Source organism: Ruegeria sp. BF8, from assembly GCF_056538625.1.
This window is the reverse complement of record NZ_JBQFTL010000002.1, coordinates 568061-584303: the sequence shown is the minus strand read 5'-3', so window position 1 is coordinate 584303 and position 16243 is coordinate 568061. Positions and strand designations below refer to the sequence as shown.

The 16243-nt window shown below is 61.1% G+C and carries 16 protein-coding genes; 11 read left to right on the top strand and 5 right to left on the bottom strand.

What is annotated here, in order from left to right:
• Window positions 1–23 precede the first annotated feature (23 nt).
• From napG to ACR0LD_RS10415, 5 genes are read left to right on the top strand one after another with little or no spacing between them, the layout of a single operon-like run.
• Entirely contained in the window at window positions 24–842 is an 819-nt protein-coding gene (gene napG, locus ACR0LD_RS10435; RefSeq protein WP_480636808.1) for a ferredoxin-type protein NapG, read from the top strand.
• The gene (gene napH, locus ACR0LD_RS10430; protein WP_480636806.1) at window positions 839–1756 is read left to right on the top strand and encodes a quinol dehydrogenase ferredoxin subunit NapH; all 918 of its coding nucleotides are present in this window, start codon (window positions 839–841) and stop codon (window positions 1754–1756) included. Before napG ends, napH begins: the two co-directional genes overlap by 4 nt.
• Before the next feature lie 12 nt (window positions 1757–1768).
• Window positions 1769–2206, top strand: a complete 438-nt coding sequence (locus ACR0LD_RS10425) for a nitrate reductase cytochrome c-type subunit (RefSeq protein ID WP_170339556.1) — start codon at window positions 1769–1771, stop codon at window positions 2204–2206.
• Between the two features lie 30 nt (window positions 2207–2236).
• Window positions 2237–2932 carry a NapC/NirT family cytochrome c gene (locus tag ACR0LD_RS10420; RefSeq protein WP_170367712.1) on the top strand — a complete coding sequence of 232 codons (696 nt, stop codon included), beginning with the start codon at window positions 2237–2239 and terminating at the stop codon, window positions 2930–2932.
• 12 nt (window positions 2933–2944) lie between these two features.
• Window positions 2945–3202 (top strand): hypothetical protein, encoded by a 258-nt coding sequence (locus tag ACR0LD_RS10415; RefSeq protein WP_093964456.1) that lies wholly within the window; start codon window positions 2945–2947, stop codon window positions 3200–3202.
• Window positions 3203–3216: 14 nt separating this feature from the next.
• Here ACR0LD_RS10415 and ACR0LD_RS10410 read toward each other — a convergent pair whose 3' ends face one another.
• From ACR0LD_RS10410 to ACR0LD_RS10400, 3 genes are all read right to left on the bottom strand, one after another.
• Window positions 3217–3687: a phage holin family protein gene (locus tag ACR0LD_RS10410; RefSeq protein WP_170339560.1), complete on the bottom strand. Its 471-nt coding sequence runs from the start codon at window positions 3685–3687 to the stop codon at window positions 3217–3219.
• 11 nt (window positions 3688–3698) lie between these two features.
• Window positions 3699–3974 (bottom strand): hypothetical protein, encoded by a 276-nt coding sequence (locus ACR0LD_RS10405; protein ID WP_170339561.1) that lies wholly within the window; start codon window positions 3972–3974, stop codon window positions 3699–3701.
• Window positions 3975–4046: 72 nt separating this feature from the next.
• Window positions 4047–5129 carry an AI-2E family transporter gene (locus tag ACR0LD_RS10400; RefSeq protein ID WP_480636803.1) on the bottom strand — a complete coding sequence of 361 codons (1083 nt, stop codon included), beginning with the start codon at window positions 5127–5129 and terminating at the stop codon, window positions 4047–4049.
• Between the two features lie 173 nt (window positions 5130–5302).
• Between ACR0LD_RS10400 and ACR0LD_RS10395 the strand changes: the two genes are divergently transcribed.
• The 4 genes from ACR0LD_RS10395 (at window position 5303) to ACR0LD_RS10380 (ending at window position 10975) form a co-directional block, all read left to right on the top strand.
• On the top strand, window positions 5303–6796 hold the full coding sequence (locus tag ACR0LD_RS10395) for a BCCT family transporter (protein ID WP_170454122.1): 1494 nt from the start codon (window positions 5303–5305) through the stop codon (window positions 6794–6796).
• Window positions 6797–7269: 473 nt separating this feature from the next.
• The gene (xylB, locus tag ACR0LD_RS10390) at window positions 7270–8724 is read left to right on the top strand and encodes a xylulokinase (protein WP_480636800.1); all 1455 of its coding nucleotides are present in this window, start codon (window positions 7270–7272) and stop codon (window positions 8722–8724) included.
• A complete protein-coding gene (locus ACR0LD_RS10385) occupies window positions 8721–9677 on the top strand; it encodes an aldose epimerase family protein (RefSeq protein WP_480636798.1) in 957 nt (318 codons plus the stop codon). The genes xylB and ACR0LD_RS10385 overlap by 4 nt, the downstream gene beginning before the upstream one ends.
• Window positions 9674–10975, top strand: a complete 1302-nt coding sequence (locus ACR0LD_RS10380; RefSeq protein WP_480636796.1) for a cytochrome-c peroxidase — start codon at window positions 9674–9676, stop codon at window positions 10973–10975. Before ACR0LD_RS10385 ends, ACR0LD_RS10380 begins: the two co-directional genes overlap by 4 nt.
• Here the strand turns inward: ACR0LD_RS10380 and ACR0LD_RS10375 are convergent, their stop codons facing one another.
• Both ACR0LD_RS10375 and ACR0LD_RS10370 read right to left on the bottom strand, forming a co-directional pair.
• Entirely contained in the window at window positions 10976–12487 is a 1512-nt protein-coding gene (locus ACR0LD_RS10375) for a CRTAC1 family protein (protein ID WP_480636794.1), read from the bottom strand.
• Entirely contained in the window at window positions 12477–13694 is a 1218-nt protein-coding gene (locus ACR0LD_RS10370) for an ROK family protein (RefSeq protein WP_480636792.1), read from the bottom strand. The genes ACR0LD_RS10375 and ACR0LD_RS10370 overlap by 11 nt, the downstream gene beginning before the upstream one ends.
• A gap of 151 nt (window positions 13695–13845) precedes the next feature.
• Here ACR0LD_RS10370 and xylF point away from each other — a divergent pair, with 151 nt between their 5' ends.
• Window positions 13846–14865 (top strand): D-xylose ABC transporter substrate-binding protein, encoded by a 1020-nt coding sequence (gene xylF / locus ACR0LD_RS10365; RefSeq protein ID WP_170365098.1) that lies wholly within the window; start codon window positions 13846–13848, stop codon window positions 14863–14865.
• Window positions 14866–14928: 63 nt separating this feature from the next.
• A complete protein-coding gene (locus tag ACR0LD_RS10360; RefSeq protein ID WP_170339578.1) occupies window positions 14929–16227 on the top strand; it encodes a sugar ABC transporter permease in 1299 nt (432 codons plus the stop codon).
• The last annotated feature ends 16 nt before the right edge of the window (window positions 16228–16243 follow it).

The following is a 16243-nucleotide window of genomic DNA, read 5'->3' as shown; positions in this document are numbered from 1 at the left end:
AGGGGTCGCGAAGGTCGCGTGTGATGTCTCTGGTCGGCAAACTTCTTTCGCCGCAACGGCGCCGGTTCCTGCAGGACTCGGCGCGCGCGGCGGGTGGCTGTCTGGTCGCCGGGTCGGTGCTGGCCTATCTGGCCCGTGACGCCCGCGCCCTGCCAGCCGAGGCCTTGCGCCCGCCGGGGGCATTGCCCGAAGATGGCTTTCTGGGGGCCTGCATCCGCTGCGGACTCTGCGTCCGTGATTGCCCCTATGACACGCTGAAGCTGGCCGAGCTGGGCGTCGATGCGGTGGCGACCGGTACGCCGTATTTCATCGCCCGCGACGTGCCCTGCGAGATGTGTGAAGACATCCCCTGTGTTGCAGCCTGCCCGACCGGAGCGCTGGACAAGGGGTTGCAGGACATTGACGACGCCAAGATGGGTGTGGCGGTTCTGGTTGATCAGGAGAACTGCCTGAACTTCCTCGGTCTGCGCTGCGACGTGTGCTATCGCGTCTGCCCCGTCATCGACGAGGCGATCACGCTGGAACTGTCGCACAATGACCGGTCCGGCCACCACGCGATCTTTGCGCCGACGGTTCATGCCGACCGCTGCACCGGCTGTGGCGTCTGCGAGAAAAGCTGCGTTCTGCCCGAGGCGGCGATCAAGGTTTTGCCCGCACGGCTGGCGCGCGGCAGTTCGGCCGAGCATTACCGCAAGGGATGGGAAGAAAAGGCCGAAAAGGGCGGGCCGCTGGTCGAAGGCATCATCGACCTGCCCGATCGGCTGCCCGGACCGGGCGCGGACAACCTTGCTGCGCCGGGCGGGTACGAACCGGGCTACAACCTTCCGGGGGCAGGCCAATGACGGCGCGGACACATATGCCCGTCGGGCACGAGGCCCGCGAGGTCAAGGGATGGGTCGGCGCCCATCGGTTCCTGCTGCTGCGGCGGTTCAGTCAGGTGTTCTTTCTGGCGCTGTTCCTGTTGGGACCGTGGTTCGGCATCTGGATGGTCAAGGGCACGCTGGCCGGATCGTTGACGCTGGACGTGCTGCCGCTGACCGATCCGTTCATCCTGCTGCAGGGGCTGGTGGCCGGCCACTGGCCGGAAATGACCGCGCTGATCGGCGGGCTGATCGTTCTGGTGGCCTATGCGCTGATCGGAGGGCGGGTCTATTGCTCGTGGGTGTGCCCGATCAACCCGGTCACGGATGCCGCGCATTGGCTGCACCGTCGGCTGGACCTGTCCAAAGGCTGGCAGCCCAAACGCAGCACCCGATTGTGGATATTGGCGACCGTTCTGATCGTGTCCGCCCTGACCGGCGTGATTGCGTGGGAACTGGTGAATCCGATCACGATGCTGCACCGCGGGCTGGTCTTTGGCATGGGTTTTGTCTGGGCGATGGTCGTAGCGATCTTTGTCTTTGACCTGTTCGTGGCCCGGCACGGATGGTGCGGCCATATCTGCCCGGTCGGGGCCTTCTACGGCTTGATCGGCGCCAAAAGCCTGCTGCGGGTCAGCGCGACCAATCGCGCCGCCTGTGACGACTGCATGGATTGCTATGCGGTTTGTCCGGAAAACCAGGTGATCTCGCCCGCACTGAAGGGCAAGCCGGGATCCAGCCCGCTGATCCTGTCGCCCGATTGCACAACATGCGGCCGTTGCATCGATGTGTGCTCGGTCGATGTCTTCAAACTTACCCACCGGTTCGATGACGCCGTCGTCGCGCCACCCGATCCAGCCGCCGCGCCAGAACCGCGCGCCGCCAGACCTGCTTAAGGGAGTGCCAAGATGAAAAAATCAATAGCGACAGGCGCAATAGCCCTGATCCCTGTTCTTCTTGTGACCGGGCTTGCCTTTGCGCAATCCGCGTCCGTGACCACGTTGCGAGGCGTGGATATCGATGATCCGGCCATCCTAGATGATGTGCACCGCAACATCGAAGGGCGCATGCAGCGCAACTATCGCCAGCAGCCGCCGCTGATTCCGCACAAGATCGACCAGTACCAGATCGACATCCGCACCAATCAGTGCCTGTCCTGCCACGACTGGACCAAGGCCGGTGAGCGCAACGCGCCGACCCTGTCGATGACCCACTATCTGGATCGCGAAGGCAACGAGCTCGATCAGATCGCGGGCACCCGGTATTTCTGCAACCAGTGCCATGTGCCGCAGGCGGATGCGCCGGCCCTGGTCGACAACCTGTTCCAGCCCTCGGCCGGAAACTGATCCAGCTTTGGACTGAAAGGAGCACCAAATATGGCAGACTCTCCTGAAAAGCGCGGCTTGATCGGCCGCATCTGGGCGTGGATCTGGACTCCGGCCGCCGCGTTCAGCGCAGGCTTTCTGGTTCTGGCGGGCTTTCTGGCCGGCATCCTGTTCTGGGGTGGGTTCCACTGGACCCTTGAGATGACGAATACCGAAGAATTCTGCGTCTCGTGCCACACGATGGAAACCAACCTTGGCGAATACCGGGAAACGATCCACTACAACAACCATTCCGGCGTACGGGCCATCTGTTCCGATTGCCACGTGCCCAAGGAATGGAGCTTCAAGATCGAAGCCAAGATCATGGCGGTGAAAGACGTCTATCACGAGCTGGTCGGCACCATCAGCACGCCCGAGAAATACGAGGATCACCGCCTGCAGATGGCCTCGGCCGTGTGGAAAAAGATGAAGGCCTCGGACAGCCGCGAATGCCGCAACTGTCACAATTTCGAATATATGGACTTCACCATTCAGGAAACGCGCGCCGCCAACGAACACCAGCGTGCGATCGACGAGAACATGACCTGCATCGACTGCCACCAGGGCATCGCGCACAGCCTGCCGCCGGGCTATCTGGAGGAGTATCAGAAAGTGGTCGCCTCGCTGGATCCGGTGACCGGCACCGAAATTGCGCAGAGTACCGGCGCGGCCGAGATCCGATCATTCCTGAACAGCGCATCCGACTAGGAGTGGCACGACATGCTTGAGATTCTTGGAACAATCGGCGGCAACATCCTGAGCCTGCCCGGCATTCTGGGCCTTGCGGTGGGCATGATGACCCGCCAACTGTGGTTGGCCGCGACGATGGGCGCGGTGATCGGCATACTGGAAACCCTGGCTTTCGCGCATTGGACCTTTGCCAAGGTCGAGCCCATGGAGCTGATCATCGGCGTTCTGGTCGGTGTTTGCGCCAGCAGCATTGGTTGTCTGATCCGCCAGAAAGGGGCGACCGTCTAGGCGACAGTCGCCGCTTACTCTTTGCGGTTCTTCAGGTGTTTCAGAACGGCGCTTGCGATCATGGTCACCAACCCGGGGGCAAGCGTTCCCAGAGGGTCGCGTGAGACGGTTCTAAGGTCGCGGACCGTCTCGCGAGCCTCTGACATCATGTCCTGAACCTCGGCCTCGATATCGCCGATCGCCATGTCGCGCAGTTCTGCTACTGGCGCAGTGTCGGCCTCGGCGCTGACCGAGTTGGCGATAGCCGCGAGTATCAGCGCCACGATCAGGTTGATCAGGGCGATGACCAGTGCAGCCAACGGCTTGGACATCACTGACGCCAGAGCAAGATAGCCCGCGACATTCAGCATGATGATGGCCAACCCGCCCGCCAATCCGGCTGCGGCGAAAAAGCCCGCGCGTTTGGCCAAGACGGTCATGTTCCGCTGAGCGATCAGCCGTTCGGTACGCAGGATGATGGAAATGTTTCGGGAAATGCGGCTCATCTGACTGTCTCCTACCTGGACCGACCGATCACGTAGCCCAGAGCGAAAACGCCCAGGGCGAACAGGATGGCTTTCTTGTGTGGCATGGCATCCAGCTCGGCCAGCGCGGTTTCGATCTCACCGGACCAGTCTTCGAACTCGGCCGACAACTTATCGGGAATGTCCTGGACGGCCTCTTTCACCTTTTCGCCCGCCTTGCGCGCGCCCGACTTTTTGTCCTCGGCCTGCTCTTCAAGCTGTCGCTTCAACTCAGCAACCTGCTGTTCAAGTTCCGCTTTGGTAACCATCGGCTTTGTCCTTTCGTGAAGCGGCCAGTCGCGCGGGCGATGGGCCGATAATCCGGTTTGGCGGCATCGAGATCAGTCTTTGGGACCCACACGGCCATCGCCCGACATCAGTATGGCGATGGGGCGCGTGGCCGGAATGTGGGTCAGAATGATCATGATGCAGACAGTGATCGGCACGCTCATCAGCGCACCGGGAATGCCCCAGATCGCGGTCCAGAATGTCAGGGCCAGTATGACCATGAGAGGGGACAAGTTCAGGCTTTTGCCCAGCAAGGTCGGCTCAAGAATGTTTCCGACCGAGAATTGCACGGCCCCGCACCCCAACAGCACCATCAGGAACGGGCTCAGTTCCTCGAACTGGACAAGAGCGACCAGAGAGGGCAGGGCGACACCGATGATCGAGCCGACCGTGGGGATGAAATTCAACAGAAAGGCCAGAACCGCCCAGGTTTCGGCGAAATCCAACCCGACCGCCCACATGACAAGAAAGCTGCCGAACCCGGTTAGCGCGCTGACGAAAGTCTTGATCCCGACATAGCGCTGGATGCTGGCGGACGTGCTGTGCAGCACGTTGCGAACTTTGTTGGCAAGCGTTGGATCCGAGATCGCGAGGTCAATCTTGGTTTGCATCGGCACGCGTTCAACCAGCATGAACGGCACATAGAGCAGTACAAGGAAGAAGGCGCTGAGAAAGGCGCCGGCGGACCCGATGATGCTGCCGGCAAAACCCGACAGGTTGATCTGGCTTAGCGCCTTCTGGGCCGCGGCATAGTTCTCGTTGCCGACGAGGGCGACAAGTTTTGCCAGAATACCGGACAGGCGCTCTTCGTATTTAGGGAAAGCCTCGGACACCAGACCGGCCTGGCTGGACAGGATCGACAGGATGATCAGCAATCCAAACAGGATCAGGCACAATGCCCCAAGATGCGCCATCCATTTTGGTACGGAATGGCCCAGAATGACGATCCGGTGGATCCGGTCAGATGTTGCAGTGAGCAGCACAAACAACAGTATGGCGAAGGCAAGCGGTATCAGAACCGAGGACGCCAGCACCAATGACGCGATGGTCAGAAACAGCAGAACAACCAGCTGATACCAGAAGGTCAGCCCAGGCTTGCCCACGCGTTGGTTGTCGGCCTTGGGTTGAGTTGCCATGCACGTCTCCTGCGGGCTCAGCACCATTGCGGCCCGCCACCGTTGGTCGGTTCCGCCATTAGGCACAGATATTCGGCTGTTCTCAAACAAAATTCTCGAAAGAGTTGATTTCTGGACAGGTTGCAAGCGGGTCTCTACGCTCGGCGTTGGATCAAATCCAAGGACCAAAGCCCATGCGCCGCACATCGACCAACTCGCTGCTTGTTATCGCGCTTGCGATCAGCGCAGGCATCGCGATTTGGGGTCTTGTCGACCCGGCGGGGCTGGGCCGGTTGGCGTCTGCCGCGGTTGCGACGCAGTTCGAAAGCCGGGGCTGGTTCATCATGCTCGAAGCCAGCGGCCTGTTGTTCGTTGCGCTGTTTCTGGCCTTTTCGCGCTTTGGGCGCATCCGGTTGGGGCCGGATGGTGCCGAGCCCGAGTTTTCGACTCCCGCATGGATCGCCATGCTGTTTGCGGCCGGGATGGGGGTTGGGCTGCTGTTTTATGGTGCAGCCGAGCCGCTGACCCATTTCGAAGAGCTCAGAAAATACGAGCCAGATCCGAGGGCCGCCGGAAACGCTCTGTTCGTAACCTACCTGAACTGGGGCTTTCATGCCTGGGCAATCTACGGGGTGGTCGGTCTGATCATTGCCTATTTCGCCTTCCGCCGTGGGGGCACTCTGTTGCTGAGCGCGCCGTTGAACGACGCTCTGGGGTCGGCCCCGTGGGTTCGGACGATGGGCTGGGGCTTTGACCTTCTGTCAATCGTTGCCATTGCCGTGGGTTTGGCTGGCTCGCTGGCCATGGGGGTGTTTCAGGTGCAAACCGGGTTGGCCGGATTGCTTGGCGTGGCGGATTCGGCGGCTCTGACGCTTCCGGTCTTTTTCGCCATGTGTGTGGCCTTTGTCATCCCTCTGCGCCGGGATCTGGGGGACGGCATGGCCAAGCTGTCCAATGCTGCGATGCTGATTGCCGTGGCAATGATGATCTATCTGTTGATCCTTGGTCCCACCTCATACCTGATGAACGGTATCGTGAGCGGCTTCGGACGATACGTGTTCCACGTTCTGCCCGCAGGGTTTGCCACGGCCGAGTTCTTTGGTGACGACCTCGTCAACTGGTTCCAGGATTGGACTCTGAACTACATGATCTGGTGGCTGGCCTGGTCGCCGTTCGTCGGTATCTTCATCGCCCGGATTTCCCGGGGCCGAACGATCCGGGCGTTTCTTCTGGGTGTGATCGTCGCGCCAACCTTGTTCTCGATCCTTTGGTTTGGCGTGTTTGGCGGGCTTGGGTTTTTCGACGCGCTGCGGCAGCAAGGTTCCTTGTCCGTGGTCAATCAGCAGAATCTTGACGCGACCACATTCGCGTTGCTTCAGCGGTTTCCACTGTCCGGACTGACGCAGACAGCGACCATCGTCGCCGCGTTTCTGTTTGTGGTCACCAGCGTTGTCAGCGCCGGATTTACCCTCGCGATGATCGGAACCGGTGGTGATGAAAACCCGTCTCCCCGGATCCGCACGGTGTGGGGGGCAATTCTGGGTGCGCTTGGGCTTGCCATGGTCTTTGTCGGGGATATCGGGCTGGTGCGATCTGTGATCGCAATTTCGGCGATCGCCTTTGTTTTCATAGTTCCGGTTCTGGTGGTCTGTCTGTTCCGGGTGCTGGCGCGGGAGGAAGGGCCATGACAGGCGAGTTTCTGGATACCGTTCTGAACGTTACCGTCTTTCTTTACCTGGGCTTTCTGATCTGGCTGTGCCTGCGCCCGGATCCCTGAGGCCCGTTCGCCGAGAAATGGGAAGTCGCCATCCGTCAAACCTGATGGGCGCAACCCAAAGAACGCGCGCGCTTTCCTTGCAGGTTGAATTTCAGCCATGCCCCATGTTGCGGTCGTCATGCAATGAGACTCCCGCCTTGATCTCGGAGATATAGGGCAGCATGCGCAAGAGTTGGCAAACTACAGCGAACTACGTCTTCAGCGCGCAAACAGCCTATTGGCAGAGTACTGGCTGATCCGCTGCCGATCAAAGAAGCCTGGTGGGGCCGAACGTTCCGCCCTATTTGTCTCGTATGAATTTGCGCGGCGGATTCCGGTGTTGACATTTTCTGATCTCGGTTAATAATTTTACCAACTAAAATAATATGGGTGAGGGCGCGTCTCGTGTATCTGGGTTTGGATCTGGGAACTTCGGGTCTCAGGGGAATTCTTGTGGACGAAGCCGGGCAGGTTCTGGCCGAGGCTGAGGCTGAGATCGCCACGTCGAACCCGCAACCGGGATGGTCCGAACAAGCCCCGCAGGACTGGATCGACGCCTGCGCGACCGTCATGGGCCGGCTGCGTGAGACGAACGGCGATGCACTGGCGCAACTGCGGGCGATCGGACTGAGTGGCCACATGCACGGCGCAACGCTGTTGGATCGGGACGGCACCGTCCTGCGGCCGTGCATTCTGTGGAATGACACCAGATCGGCGCAAGAGGCCAAAGAGTTGGACCAGACCCCCGGGATGCGCGAGATCACGGGCAATATCGTGTTCCCCGGGTTCACCGCGCCCAAGCTGGAATGGGTCCGTGCCCATGAACCCGACCTGTTCGCCCGAACGGCCATGGTGTTGTTGCCGAAGGATTATCTGCGGTTCTGGCTGACCGGGGAATATGTCAGTGACATGTCCGACAGCGCGGGAACGTCCTGGCTGGATGTCGGCGCGCGAGACTGGTCGGACAGGGCGCTGGAGTTGGGTCACATGAGGCCCGATCAGATGCCGCGACTGGTCGAGGGCACTGACCATGGTGGCGAACTGCGGGATGAACTGCTTCGGGAATGGGGGCTGTCCGGCCCGGTTGTGGTCGCTGGCAGTGCTGGCGACAACGCCGCGGCCGCTTGCGGTATCGGCAGCATCGACGAGGGGTCCGGGTTTCTGTCTCTTGGCACCTCGGGTGTGCTGCTGATGGCTCGGAACAGCTATGTACCGGCACCCGAGACGGCGGTTCATTGCTTTTGCCACGCGGTGCCTCGGCGATGGATTCAGATGGGCGTCATCCTGTCGGCGACCAACAGCCTGAACTGGCTGTCACGCAATCTGGGCCAACCGGTCGAGGCGCTGGCCGGGGCGCTGCCCGACCAGCCAAACGGGCCGTCGTCGTTGACCTTTCTGCCCTACCTGTCCGGCGAGCGGACGCCGCATAATGACAGCACCATCCGAGGAGCTTTTCTGGGCCTAGACATCGCTTCGGAGCCGACGGATCTGGTGCAGGCAGTGATGGAGGGTGTCGGTTTTGCAATGCGCGATTGCCTTGAGGCCCTGAGGAGCACCGGTACCGAACCGGCGCAGTTGATTGCCGTAGGTGGCGGTGCGCGGTCCCGCTACTGGCTTCAGACCATCGCCACCACGCTGAATGTGCCGCTGGCCCTGCCCAAGGGAAGCGCGTTCGGGGCTGCGACTGGTGCCGCGCGGCTGGCCATGTGCGCAGCCGGAGACGCAACACCCGAACAGATCATGACCCCGCCAGAGATCGACGCCATCATCGAACCGCAGAGTGATTTGACCGAAGCCTATGACAGCGCCTACAGACGATACAGAGCGTATTACAAGGCGCTGGCGCCATTGGCTGGATGATGAACAAAAGTCGCACTGATTGCACTGATATCCCGGTTATCGTCCTGCAAGACGGGGACATGCGGGTGTCATTGCTGGGCTATGGAGCGATCACGCAAGGGTGGTGGTACAAGGGCCAACCGCTGATCCTTGGCTATGACGACCCGACCGAATACCTGAACGACCCGTTCTATCTGGGCGCGCTCGTCGGGCGGGTTGCCAACCGGATCGGCGGCGCAGGGTTCGATTTGGACGGCACTTATCATGCGCTGATTGCGAACGAAGGGTCGAATACGCTGCATGGGGGAGCAGAAGGGCTCTCGCGCCAGTTCTGGCAGGTCGAGCAGCTTTCGCCGTGCGAGGCGGTGCTGGTCCATGTCTCGCCCCACGGCGCGGGCGGATTTCCGGGGGCTGTGCGCTTCGAGGTCAGGGTCCGGTTGGATTTCCCTCGCCTGACATATTCGATCTCTGCCTGGCCGGACAGGCCGACCCCGATCAGCATCGCGCAACACAACTACTACACGTTGGGGTCCGCTCGAGGCATCTCCGAGCACCGATTGCAGTTGGCGTCAGATCGTCACTTGGAACTGGACGATCAGGGGATACCGTCTGGCGGGATCGTCGACTCTGCATCGGTCGGGCTGGATTTCGCGGCCCCCGAACCGATCGGACAGGCCGCCACGGACCTCGATCACTTCTTCCTGTTCGGCACCGGCGGCAAGGTGGCCCAACCGGTTGCCACCCTTGCGGCGCCGTCGGGATTGACGATGACGGTCCATTCCGATCAGCCCGGGGCGCAGGTCTACTCTGCCGCCCATTTGTCCGCGCCATTTGCGCCGCATGCCGGGCTCTGTATCGAGCCATCGGGCTATCCGAATGCGCCGAACGTCCCCGCGTTCCCCTCGATCATATGTACGTCCGAGAAACCGTATCACCAGACGCTGATGCTTGAGATATCCGAGGCAGGGGCATGAGCGTGATCCGTTCCTTATCGGCCTTGGCTGTTTTCGCCAGCTTTGCCACCGGGACAGCGGCCCAGAACCTTGGCCCGGCTCCCGAGTTCATCGAGCCCGACCTTGCGATCGTGGAACTGGGGCAAATGCTGTTCTACGACCCGATCCTGTCGGGAAACGAAAACATCAGTTGCGCCACCTGCCATCACCCACGGTTCGGGACCTCGGACGGGATGTCGCTGGGCATCGGAGAAGGCGGGATTGGGCTGGGCAGCGCCCGCGGGCTTGGGTCCGACAACCTGCCCGAACAGCGCATCCCGCGCAACTCTCCGGCCCTCTGGAACCTTGGCGCGACCGAGTTCACGACGTTCTTTCACGACGGCAGGCTCGAGGATGATCCTGAGCAACCTTTCGGCATCAGAACACCGTTGGGGCAGCATATGCGGCCGGGGTTCCGCTCGGCGTTGGCGGCCCAGGCCATGTTCCCGGTTCTGTCGCCCGATGAGATGGCCGGACATTATTCGGAAAACCCGATCAGCAAGGCGGTGCGGCTGGGCCTTCTGACGCAACAGGGTGGTGCATGGGACCTGATCGCCGGGCGGGTGGCTTTGGTTCCGGAATATCAAAGGATGTTCCGCGACGTGACCCCCGAAAAGGAGGTCTCGTTCGTAGCCATCGCCAATGTGATTGCCGATTTCATCGCCTTTGAATGGCGTGCCGACAACAGCCCCTTTGATCGCGCGATGCGCGGAGGGGAACCTCTGCCGCCCGACGCGGCGCGCGGCATGCAGCTGTTTTACGGCAAGGCCGGTTGCGGATCGTGCCATTCGGGGTGGTTTCAGACTGACCACGGGTTTCATGCGATCGCGATGCCGCAGATCGGTCCGGGAAAGGCTGCTCGTTTTGAAAACCACGTCCGGGATGATGGTCGACTGCGCGTAACCGGTGCAGCCGAAGATGCGTTTGCGTTCCGGACACCGTCGCTGCGCAATGTGACGCTGACTGCGCCCTATGGTCACGATGGTGCCTATGCTCGGCTCGAGGACGTGGTTAGGCACCACCTTGACCCCGAAGGCGCGTTGCGGCGCTACTCGATCGAAATGGCAGAGCTGCCTGTCTTTCCCGGAGCCGATGATCAACGGCCGCTACAGGATCCGGCCTTGGTCGATGCCATCGCCGCGGCCAACGAACTGCAACCGATTGCCCTGTCAGATGCAGAGATTGACGACATCCTGAGTTTTCTGGCCGCGCTGGAGGATCCTGCCGAACGGCTGGGTGTACCAGAGCGAGTGCCCAGTGGGCTGCCAGTCGACAAGTGATCAGCGCCGCAGTCGGATGATCCGGTTGGTGTCGTATGTCTCCCAGTCCGAGGGGGCTCCGCCGGGCCAGACGACACGAATGTCCACGGTCCTGGCGTCGCCCAGACCGAAATGATGCGGCCCTGCCATCCCGCTGGCATGGCCTCCGCCGATCGTGATCTCGCGGGTCTGAATTCCGGCAGCGGTCCGGACTTCGACAAAGGCGCCGATGGCCTGCGAATTGATGTCATGCTGGCCCATATCCATCATGACCCAGTTCCCTGTTGCGGGCTGGTTCTGATAGATTTCGGCGGGTGATCCGCGATTGACCACAACCAGGTCCAACCAGCCGTCATTGTTCAGATCATGCAGCGCGGCGCCGCGAGATTTGGCCATCGACGCCACACCGGCCTCAGCCGCGGATTCGAAAAACTGACCGGATTCCAGCTGCAGCAACAGGCTGTTGGGATCGTCCTGAGCCGCATCCGGCATCTGCTCGACATTGCCCTTCGCGACGAAAATGTCGTCACGCCCATCGTTGTTCACATCCGCGAATTGCGCGTGCCAACCGGTCGATGGTCGCCCGTCCGCGCCGATGTGCGGCCGATGTGCGGTCGTGCCCTTGTCATAGGTCGCATCACGCCATGTGGGACCGCCGGCTTCGGGGTCGAAAATCTGGAATTTCTGATCTCCCATCGAGGTCAGGTAGACATCGGGATAGCCATCCCCCGTCAGATCGCGCGACGCGATGCCCATGCCCCAGATCGAGTAGGGCAACCAACCTTCTGCCTGATCATACAGGCGCGGAGTTTCTTCCATCGCCCACATCTGTTCCTGTCCGCCACGGACATAGTAGTGCCGATCGTTGCTGATCCGCAGATCCGCGCGCCCGGCCCGGCCCCAATCCGAGAACAAAGCCGACAGCGCACAGTACCCAGGTTCCAGCCGAACGGGCGGGCCATAGGTTTCACCAAGGGGGCGGTACAGCAGAGTGGGGCCGCAGGCCTCGAATGGGCCATTCGGATTGTCGCGGTCCACATAGGTTCCGAAGGCGAGAGTGGGCAGTGTCTGTCCGGGTTCCCACGTGGCCGTGAAGGCCGTGGTCCAGTGGTCATCGGGCACAAACCCAAGCCCTGCGAATGGGCTGAACTGGCAATCGGGCCCACCTTTGAGCAACAGATCCGCCCCAACGCGCAGAACCACAAGGTCCAGGATGGCGTCGCCGTCGATGTCCATCGGGTAGGCGCCGGTCACACCTGTCAGGGACAGCGGCTCTGGCGTGCTTGCCTGAAAGGAGATTTGCGCCTGAGAGGTGTTTCGGAACAGCTGCGATGGGTTCGCCCCACCAGCAAGGAAGAGTTCCGGCAAGCCGTCCCCGCTGCAGTCGAAAACCGCGACGCCACCACCCACGAAATGCTCCCAGCCGCCGTCGTAGACATGAGAGGGAATGTCGATCGGTTGATACCGGGGGATGGCAGGATCGGCACTGGCGGTCGTGGCGAGGGCCGCCACCAGGGCGAGTTCAGCTCGCATGGGCTGCGATCTCCTGCACCTTCAGGATGGACACTTGCTCGATCCCGTAGGCCGCCGCGCCCTTGGCCCACATGAGGTCGCCCCAATGATGCACCTTGATCTCGGGCAGGGCGGTGTCGACATTCACCACTCCGTTTCGAATGCGCGCCATCACGTCGTCCGAACACAGGTGCTCAAAGCTGACCTGGGCTCCGGACAGAATGATGCAATCGGGGGCAAAAAGATTGATGAGGTTTGACAGGCCCAAGCCGAACATCTGGCCCGCGCGAGCCAGAACGGAAATCGCCCGTTGGTCTCCGGCGTGCGCGCGGTCGTGAATGTCGGATACGGTTTCCAACGCGCTGCTTTGCCCGGCGACCGTCATTTCTCGGATCAATGCATAGTCGCCGACATAGGCCTCGAGGCATCCCCGTTGCCCGCATTGGCACAGCGCCCCGTCCAACTGGACCTTGGCATGCCCGAATTCGGCTCCGCAGCCATGGTTGCCCCGGAACAGCTTGCCGTCCAGAACGATGCCCAGTCCGACACCGTGTTCGATCGTGACGACAAGAAAGTTCGACAGGCCCCTGCCCAGCCCGAACAGCTGTTCGGCCTTGGCCACCAGGTTTGCGTCGTTTTCGATAAAGGCCGGGCAGGGCAGACCTTCATCGAGAAACGCGGCGAAGTTCACATTGCGCTCGGTGATCGAAGATGACCAGTGCACGAAATTCCTCTCGGCATCGACCAAACCGGCGATGCCAATGGAAACACCTGAAAGCCCGTCGATCGTGCGGTCGATCTTTGCGCAGGTCTCCTCAAGCGCAAGGCGCACGGTGCGGACGAAATCGCGCGGTGACATCCTGGCATCTTGCAGGGCGTACATGTGCGAGGTGACTTCGTTGCCTTCGAAATCGACCAGGATGACCGAGATGACCTGGCGCGCGACCTTGAGGCCCGCCACAAGATAGGAGGGCCCGTCCAGTTGCAGAAGAACCGGCGGCCGCCCGCGTTTGGCCGATTTGGAGTGGGCCTCGCCTTCGGTCTCTCGGACCAGGCCGGCGGAAATCAGGTCAGCGGTTGCGGCGGTTACGGTGGCCGGGCTGGTCTGCAGGGCCGATGCGATGTCGATCCGCGAAATCGACCCCTTGGTCCGGATATGTTCCAACACCCGCAGGCGCGTGGCATTCCGTTGGTCCAGCGAGTTTTGAGAAGCCTTGCTTTTCAGCATCTTGTCTCCGCGAATCTTCTTTAGGCCTCAATCTATTGGGATTTGGGACCCACGAACAGAGTAAATATTTTACCCGCTGAAATAAATATGATACGCAGAAATACGAGGGCCGCGAATCATGACGCGATGGCCCCATCAACGGGAGGAAATCATGAAACGAATTCTCAGCTTTTCAGCTGCTGTTGCCATGGTTGGCTCGGCTGTCTTTGCCGAGCCGGTTGTCGGCGTAAGCTGGTCCAACTTTCAGGAAGAGCGCTGGAAGACGGACGAAGCGGCAATCAAGTCTGCGCTTGAGGCTGGTGGCGCCGAATATATCTCGGCGGACGCCCAGTCGTCCTCGGCCAAGCAGCTGTCCGACATCGAAAGCCTGATCGCACAGGGTGTGGACGCTCTGATCATTCTGGCGCAGGACGCGCAGGCCATCGGTCCGGCCGTACAGGCCGCCGCGGATGAGGGTATTCCCGTCATCGCCTACGACCGCCTGATCGAGGACGACCGCGCCTTCTACCTGACCTTCGACAATGTCGAAGTGGGACGCATGCAGGCGCGCGCCGTGTACGAGGCAATGCCGAAGGGCAACTACGTCATGATCAAGGGTTCGCCTACGGATCCGAACGCGGACTTCCTGCGCGGTGGTCAGCAGGAAGTCCTTCAGGCGGCGCTGGACAGCGGTGACATCGTGATCGTCGGTGAAGCCTATACCGATGGCTGGTTGCCCGCCAATGCGCAGCGGAACATGGAACAGATCCTGACCGCCAATGAAAACAAGGTCGATGCGGTTGTCGCCTCGAATGACGGGACCGCAGGTGGTGTTGTCGCGGCGCTGACCGCGCAGGGCATGGAAGGTATCCCAGTGTCGGGTCAGGATGGCGATCACGCCGCGCTGAACCGCGTGGCCTTGGGTACGCAGACCGTTTCCGTCTGGAAGGACGCCCGCGAACTGGGCAAGGCAGCCGGCGAGATTGCCGTTGCACTCAGCAGTGGCACCGACCCGTCGGAAATCGACGGAGTGGTCAGCTGGACCTCCCCGGGTGGAACGACGATGAATTCCGTCTTCCTCGCTCCGGTTCCGATTACCAAGGACAATCTGTCGGTTGTTGTGGATGCCGGATGGATCGCGCTGGAAGATCTGTGCCAAGGCGTCGAGAACGGCCCCGCACCCTGCAACTAAACTTCAAAGTCCCCGGCCTGCATGGGCGGGCCGGGGACGATTGCTGAATTTGAAAGATCGGAAATGACCGAAACTTCGTCTCAGCCGATACCTCAGAAAACCAAGCCAAGCCTGTTCCAACAGCTGGAACTGGACATGCGGCTTTTGGGTATGATCGGCGCATTCGTGATCCTGTGCATCGGGTTCAATATCGTCACTGACGGACGGTTCCTGACGCCCCGCAACCTCTTCAACCTGTCGATCCAATCGGTTTCGGTGGCGATCATGGCCTGCGGTATGGTGTTCATCATCGTAACCCGTCACATCGACCTGTCCGTTGGCGCTTTGCTGGCGACCACGTCGGCGGTGATGGCCATGACGCAGACCGAGTTGTTGCCGCGCGTGTTGGGGATGGGTCTGGACCATCCCGCCACCTGGATCATCACCATTCTGGTCGGTCTTGCCATCGGAACGCTGATCGGAGCGTTTCATGGCTGGATGGTCGGCTACCTGACCATTCCGGCGTTCATCGTGACTTTGGGTGGCTTTCTGGTCTGGCGCAACGTCGCTTGGTATCTGACAAGCGGGCAGACAATCGGGCCGCTGGACAGCAATTTCCTGATGTTCGGGGGAACGAACGGAACCTTGGGAACAACGGCAAGCTGGCTGTTCGGGTTGTTTGCGGCGGCCATTGCGATCTGGGCGCTGTGGGGCAGCCGCCGGGCCAAGGCGGCGCATGGCTTCCCGGTCAAACCCGTCTGGGCCGAGGCAACGCTCGCCGGGATCATTGCCGCAAGCATTCTGGGATATGTGTACATCCTGAACAGCTATGCCATTCCGACGCGCCGGTTGCAGCGTATGTTCGAAGCCCGCGGCGAGACGATGCCCGAGGGCCTGATCGTCGGATACGGCATCCCGATCTCGGTCCTGATCCTGATCATTGTCGCCGTGACCCTGACGGTCGTGGCCCGCAAAACCCGTTTTGGGCGCTATATCTTCGCGACCGGCGGCAACCCGGATGCCGCGGAGCTGTCGGGTATCAATACCCGCCTGCTGACCGTCAAGATCTTTGCGCTGATGGGTTTCCTGTGCGCGGTTTCGGCAGTGGTCGCCTCGGCGCGGCTGGCCAACCATTCCAATGACATCGGAACACTGGACGAACTGCGAGTGATTGCGGCTGCGGTCATTGGCGGAACCGCCCTGTCTGGCGGCATCGGCACCATCTATGGCGCGATTCTTGGTGCGTTGATCATGCAGGCGCTGCAGTCGGGCATGGCCATGGTCGGCGTGGATGCGCCGTTCCAGAACATCGTCGTCGGCAGCGTGCTGGTTCTGGCCGTCTATATCGACATCGTCTATCGCAAGCGATTGGGTGGAAAATGACGCAAGCGCAGGAAAC

Bases quoted from the DNA above. Each gene is read 5' to 3' on its own strand.
- ACR0LD_RS10380 (WP_480636796.1), top strand. From the start codon at position 9,674: ATGAGCGTGATCCGTTCCTTATCGGCCTTGGCTGTTTTCGCCAGCTTT.
- ACR0LD_RS10370 (WP_480636792.1), bottom strand. From the start codon at position 13,694: ATGCTGAAAAGCAAGGCTTCTCAAAACTCGCTGGACCAACGGAATGCC.
- ACR0LD_RS10415 (WP_093964456.1), top strand. From the start codon at position 2,945: ATGCTTGAGATTCTTGGAACAATCGGCGGCAACATCCTGAGCCTGCCC.
- ACR0LD_RS10420 (WP_170367712.1), top strand. From the start codon at position 2,237: ATGGCAGACTCTCCTGAAAAGCGCGGCTTGATCGGCCGCATCTGGGCG.
- ACR0LD_RS10425 (WP_170339556.1), top strand. From the start codon at position 1,769: ATGAAAAAATCAATAGCGACAGGCGCAATAGCCCTGATCCCTGTTCTT.
- ACR0LD_RS10385 (WP_480636798.1), top strand. From the start codon at position 8,721: ATGATGAACAAAAGTCGCACTGATTGCACTGATATCCCGGTTATCGTC.
- ACR0LD_RS10400 (WP_480636803.1), bottom strand. From the start codon at position 5,129: ATGGCAACTCAACCCAAGGCCGACAACCAACGCGTGGGCAAGCCTGGG.
- ACR0LD_RS10395 (WP_170454122.1), top strand. From the start codon at position 5,303: ATGCGCCGCACATCGACCAACTCGCTGCTTGTTATCGCGCTTGCGATC.
- ACR0LD_RS10410 (WP_170339560.1), bottom strand. From the start codon at position 3,687: ATGAGCCGCATTTCCCGAAACATTTCCATCATCCTGCGTACCGAACGG.
- ACR0LD_RS10375 (WP_480636794.1), bottom strand. From the start codon at position 12,487: ATGCGAGCTGAACTCGCCCTGGTGGCGGCCCTCGCCACGACCGCCAGT.
- xylF (WP_170365098.1), top strand. From the start codon at position 13,846: ATGAAACGAATTCTCAGCTTTTCAGCTGCTGTTGCCATGGTTGGCTCG.
- napG (WP_480636808.1), top strand. From the start codon at position 24: ATGTCTCTGGTCGGCAAACTTCTTTCGCCGCAACGGCGCCGGTTCCTG.
- napH (WP_480636806.1), top strand. From the start codon at position 839: ATGACGGCGCGGACACATATGCCCGTCGGGCACGAGGCCCGCGAGGTC.
- ACR0LD_RS10360 (WP_170339578.1), top strand. From the start codon at position 14,929: ATGACCGAAACTTCGTCTCAGCCGATACCTCAGAAAACCAAGCCAAGC.
- ACR0LD_RS10405 (WP_170339561.1), bottom strand. From the start codon at position 3,974: ATGGTTACCAAAGCGGAACTTGAACAGCAGGTTGCTGAGTTGAAGCGA.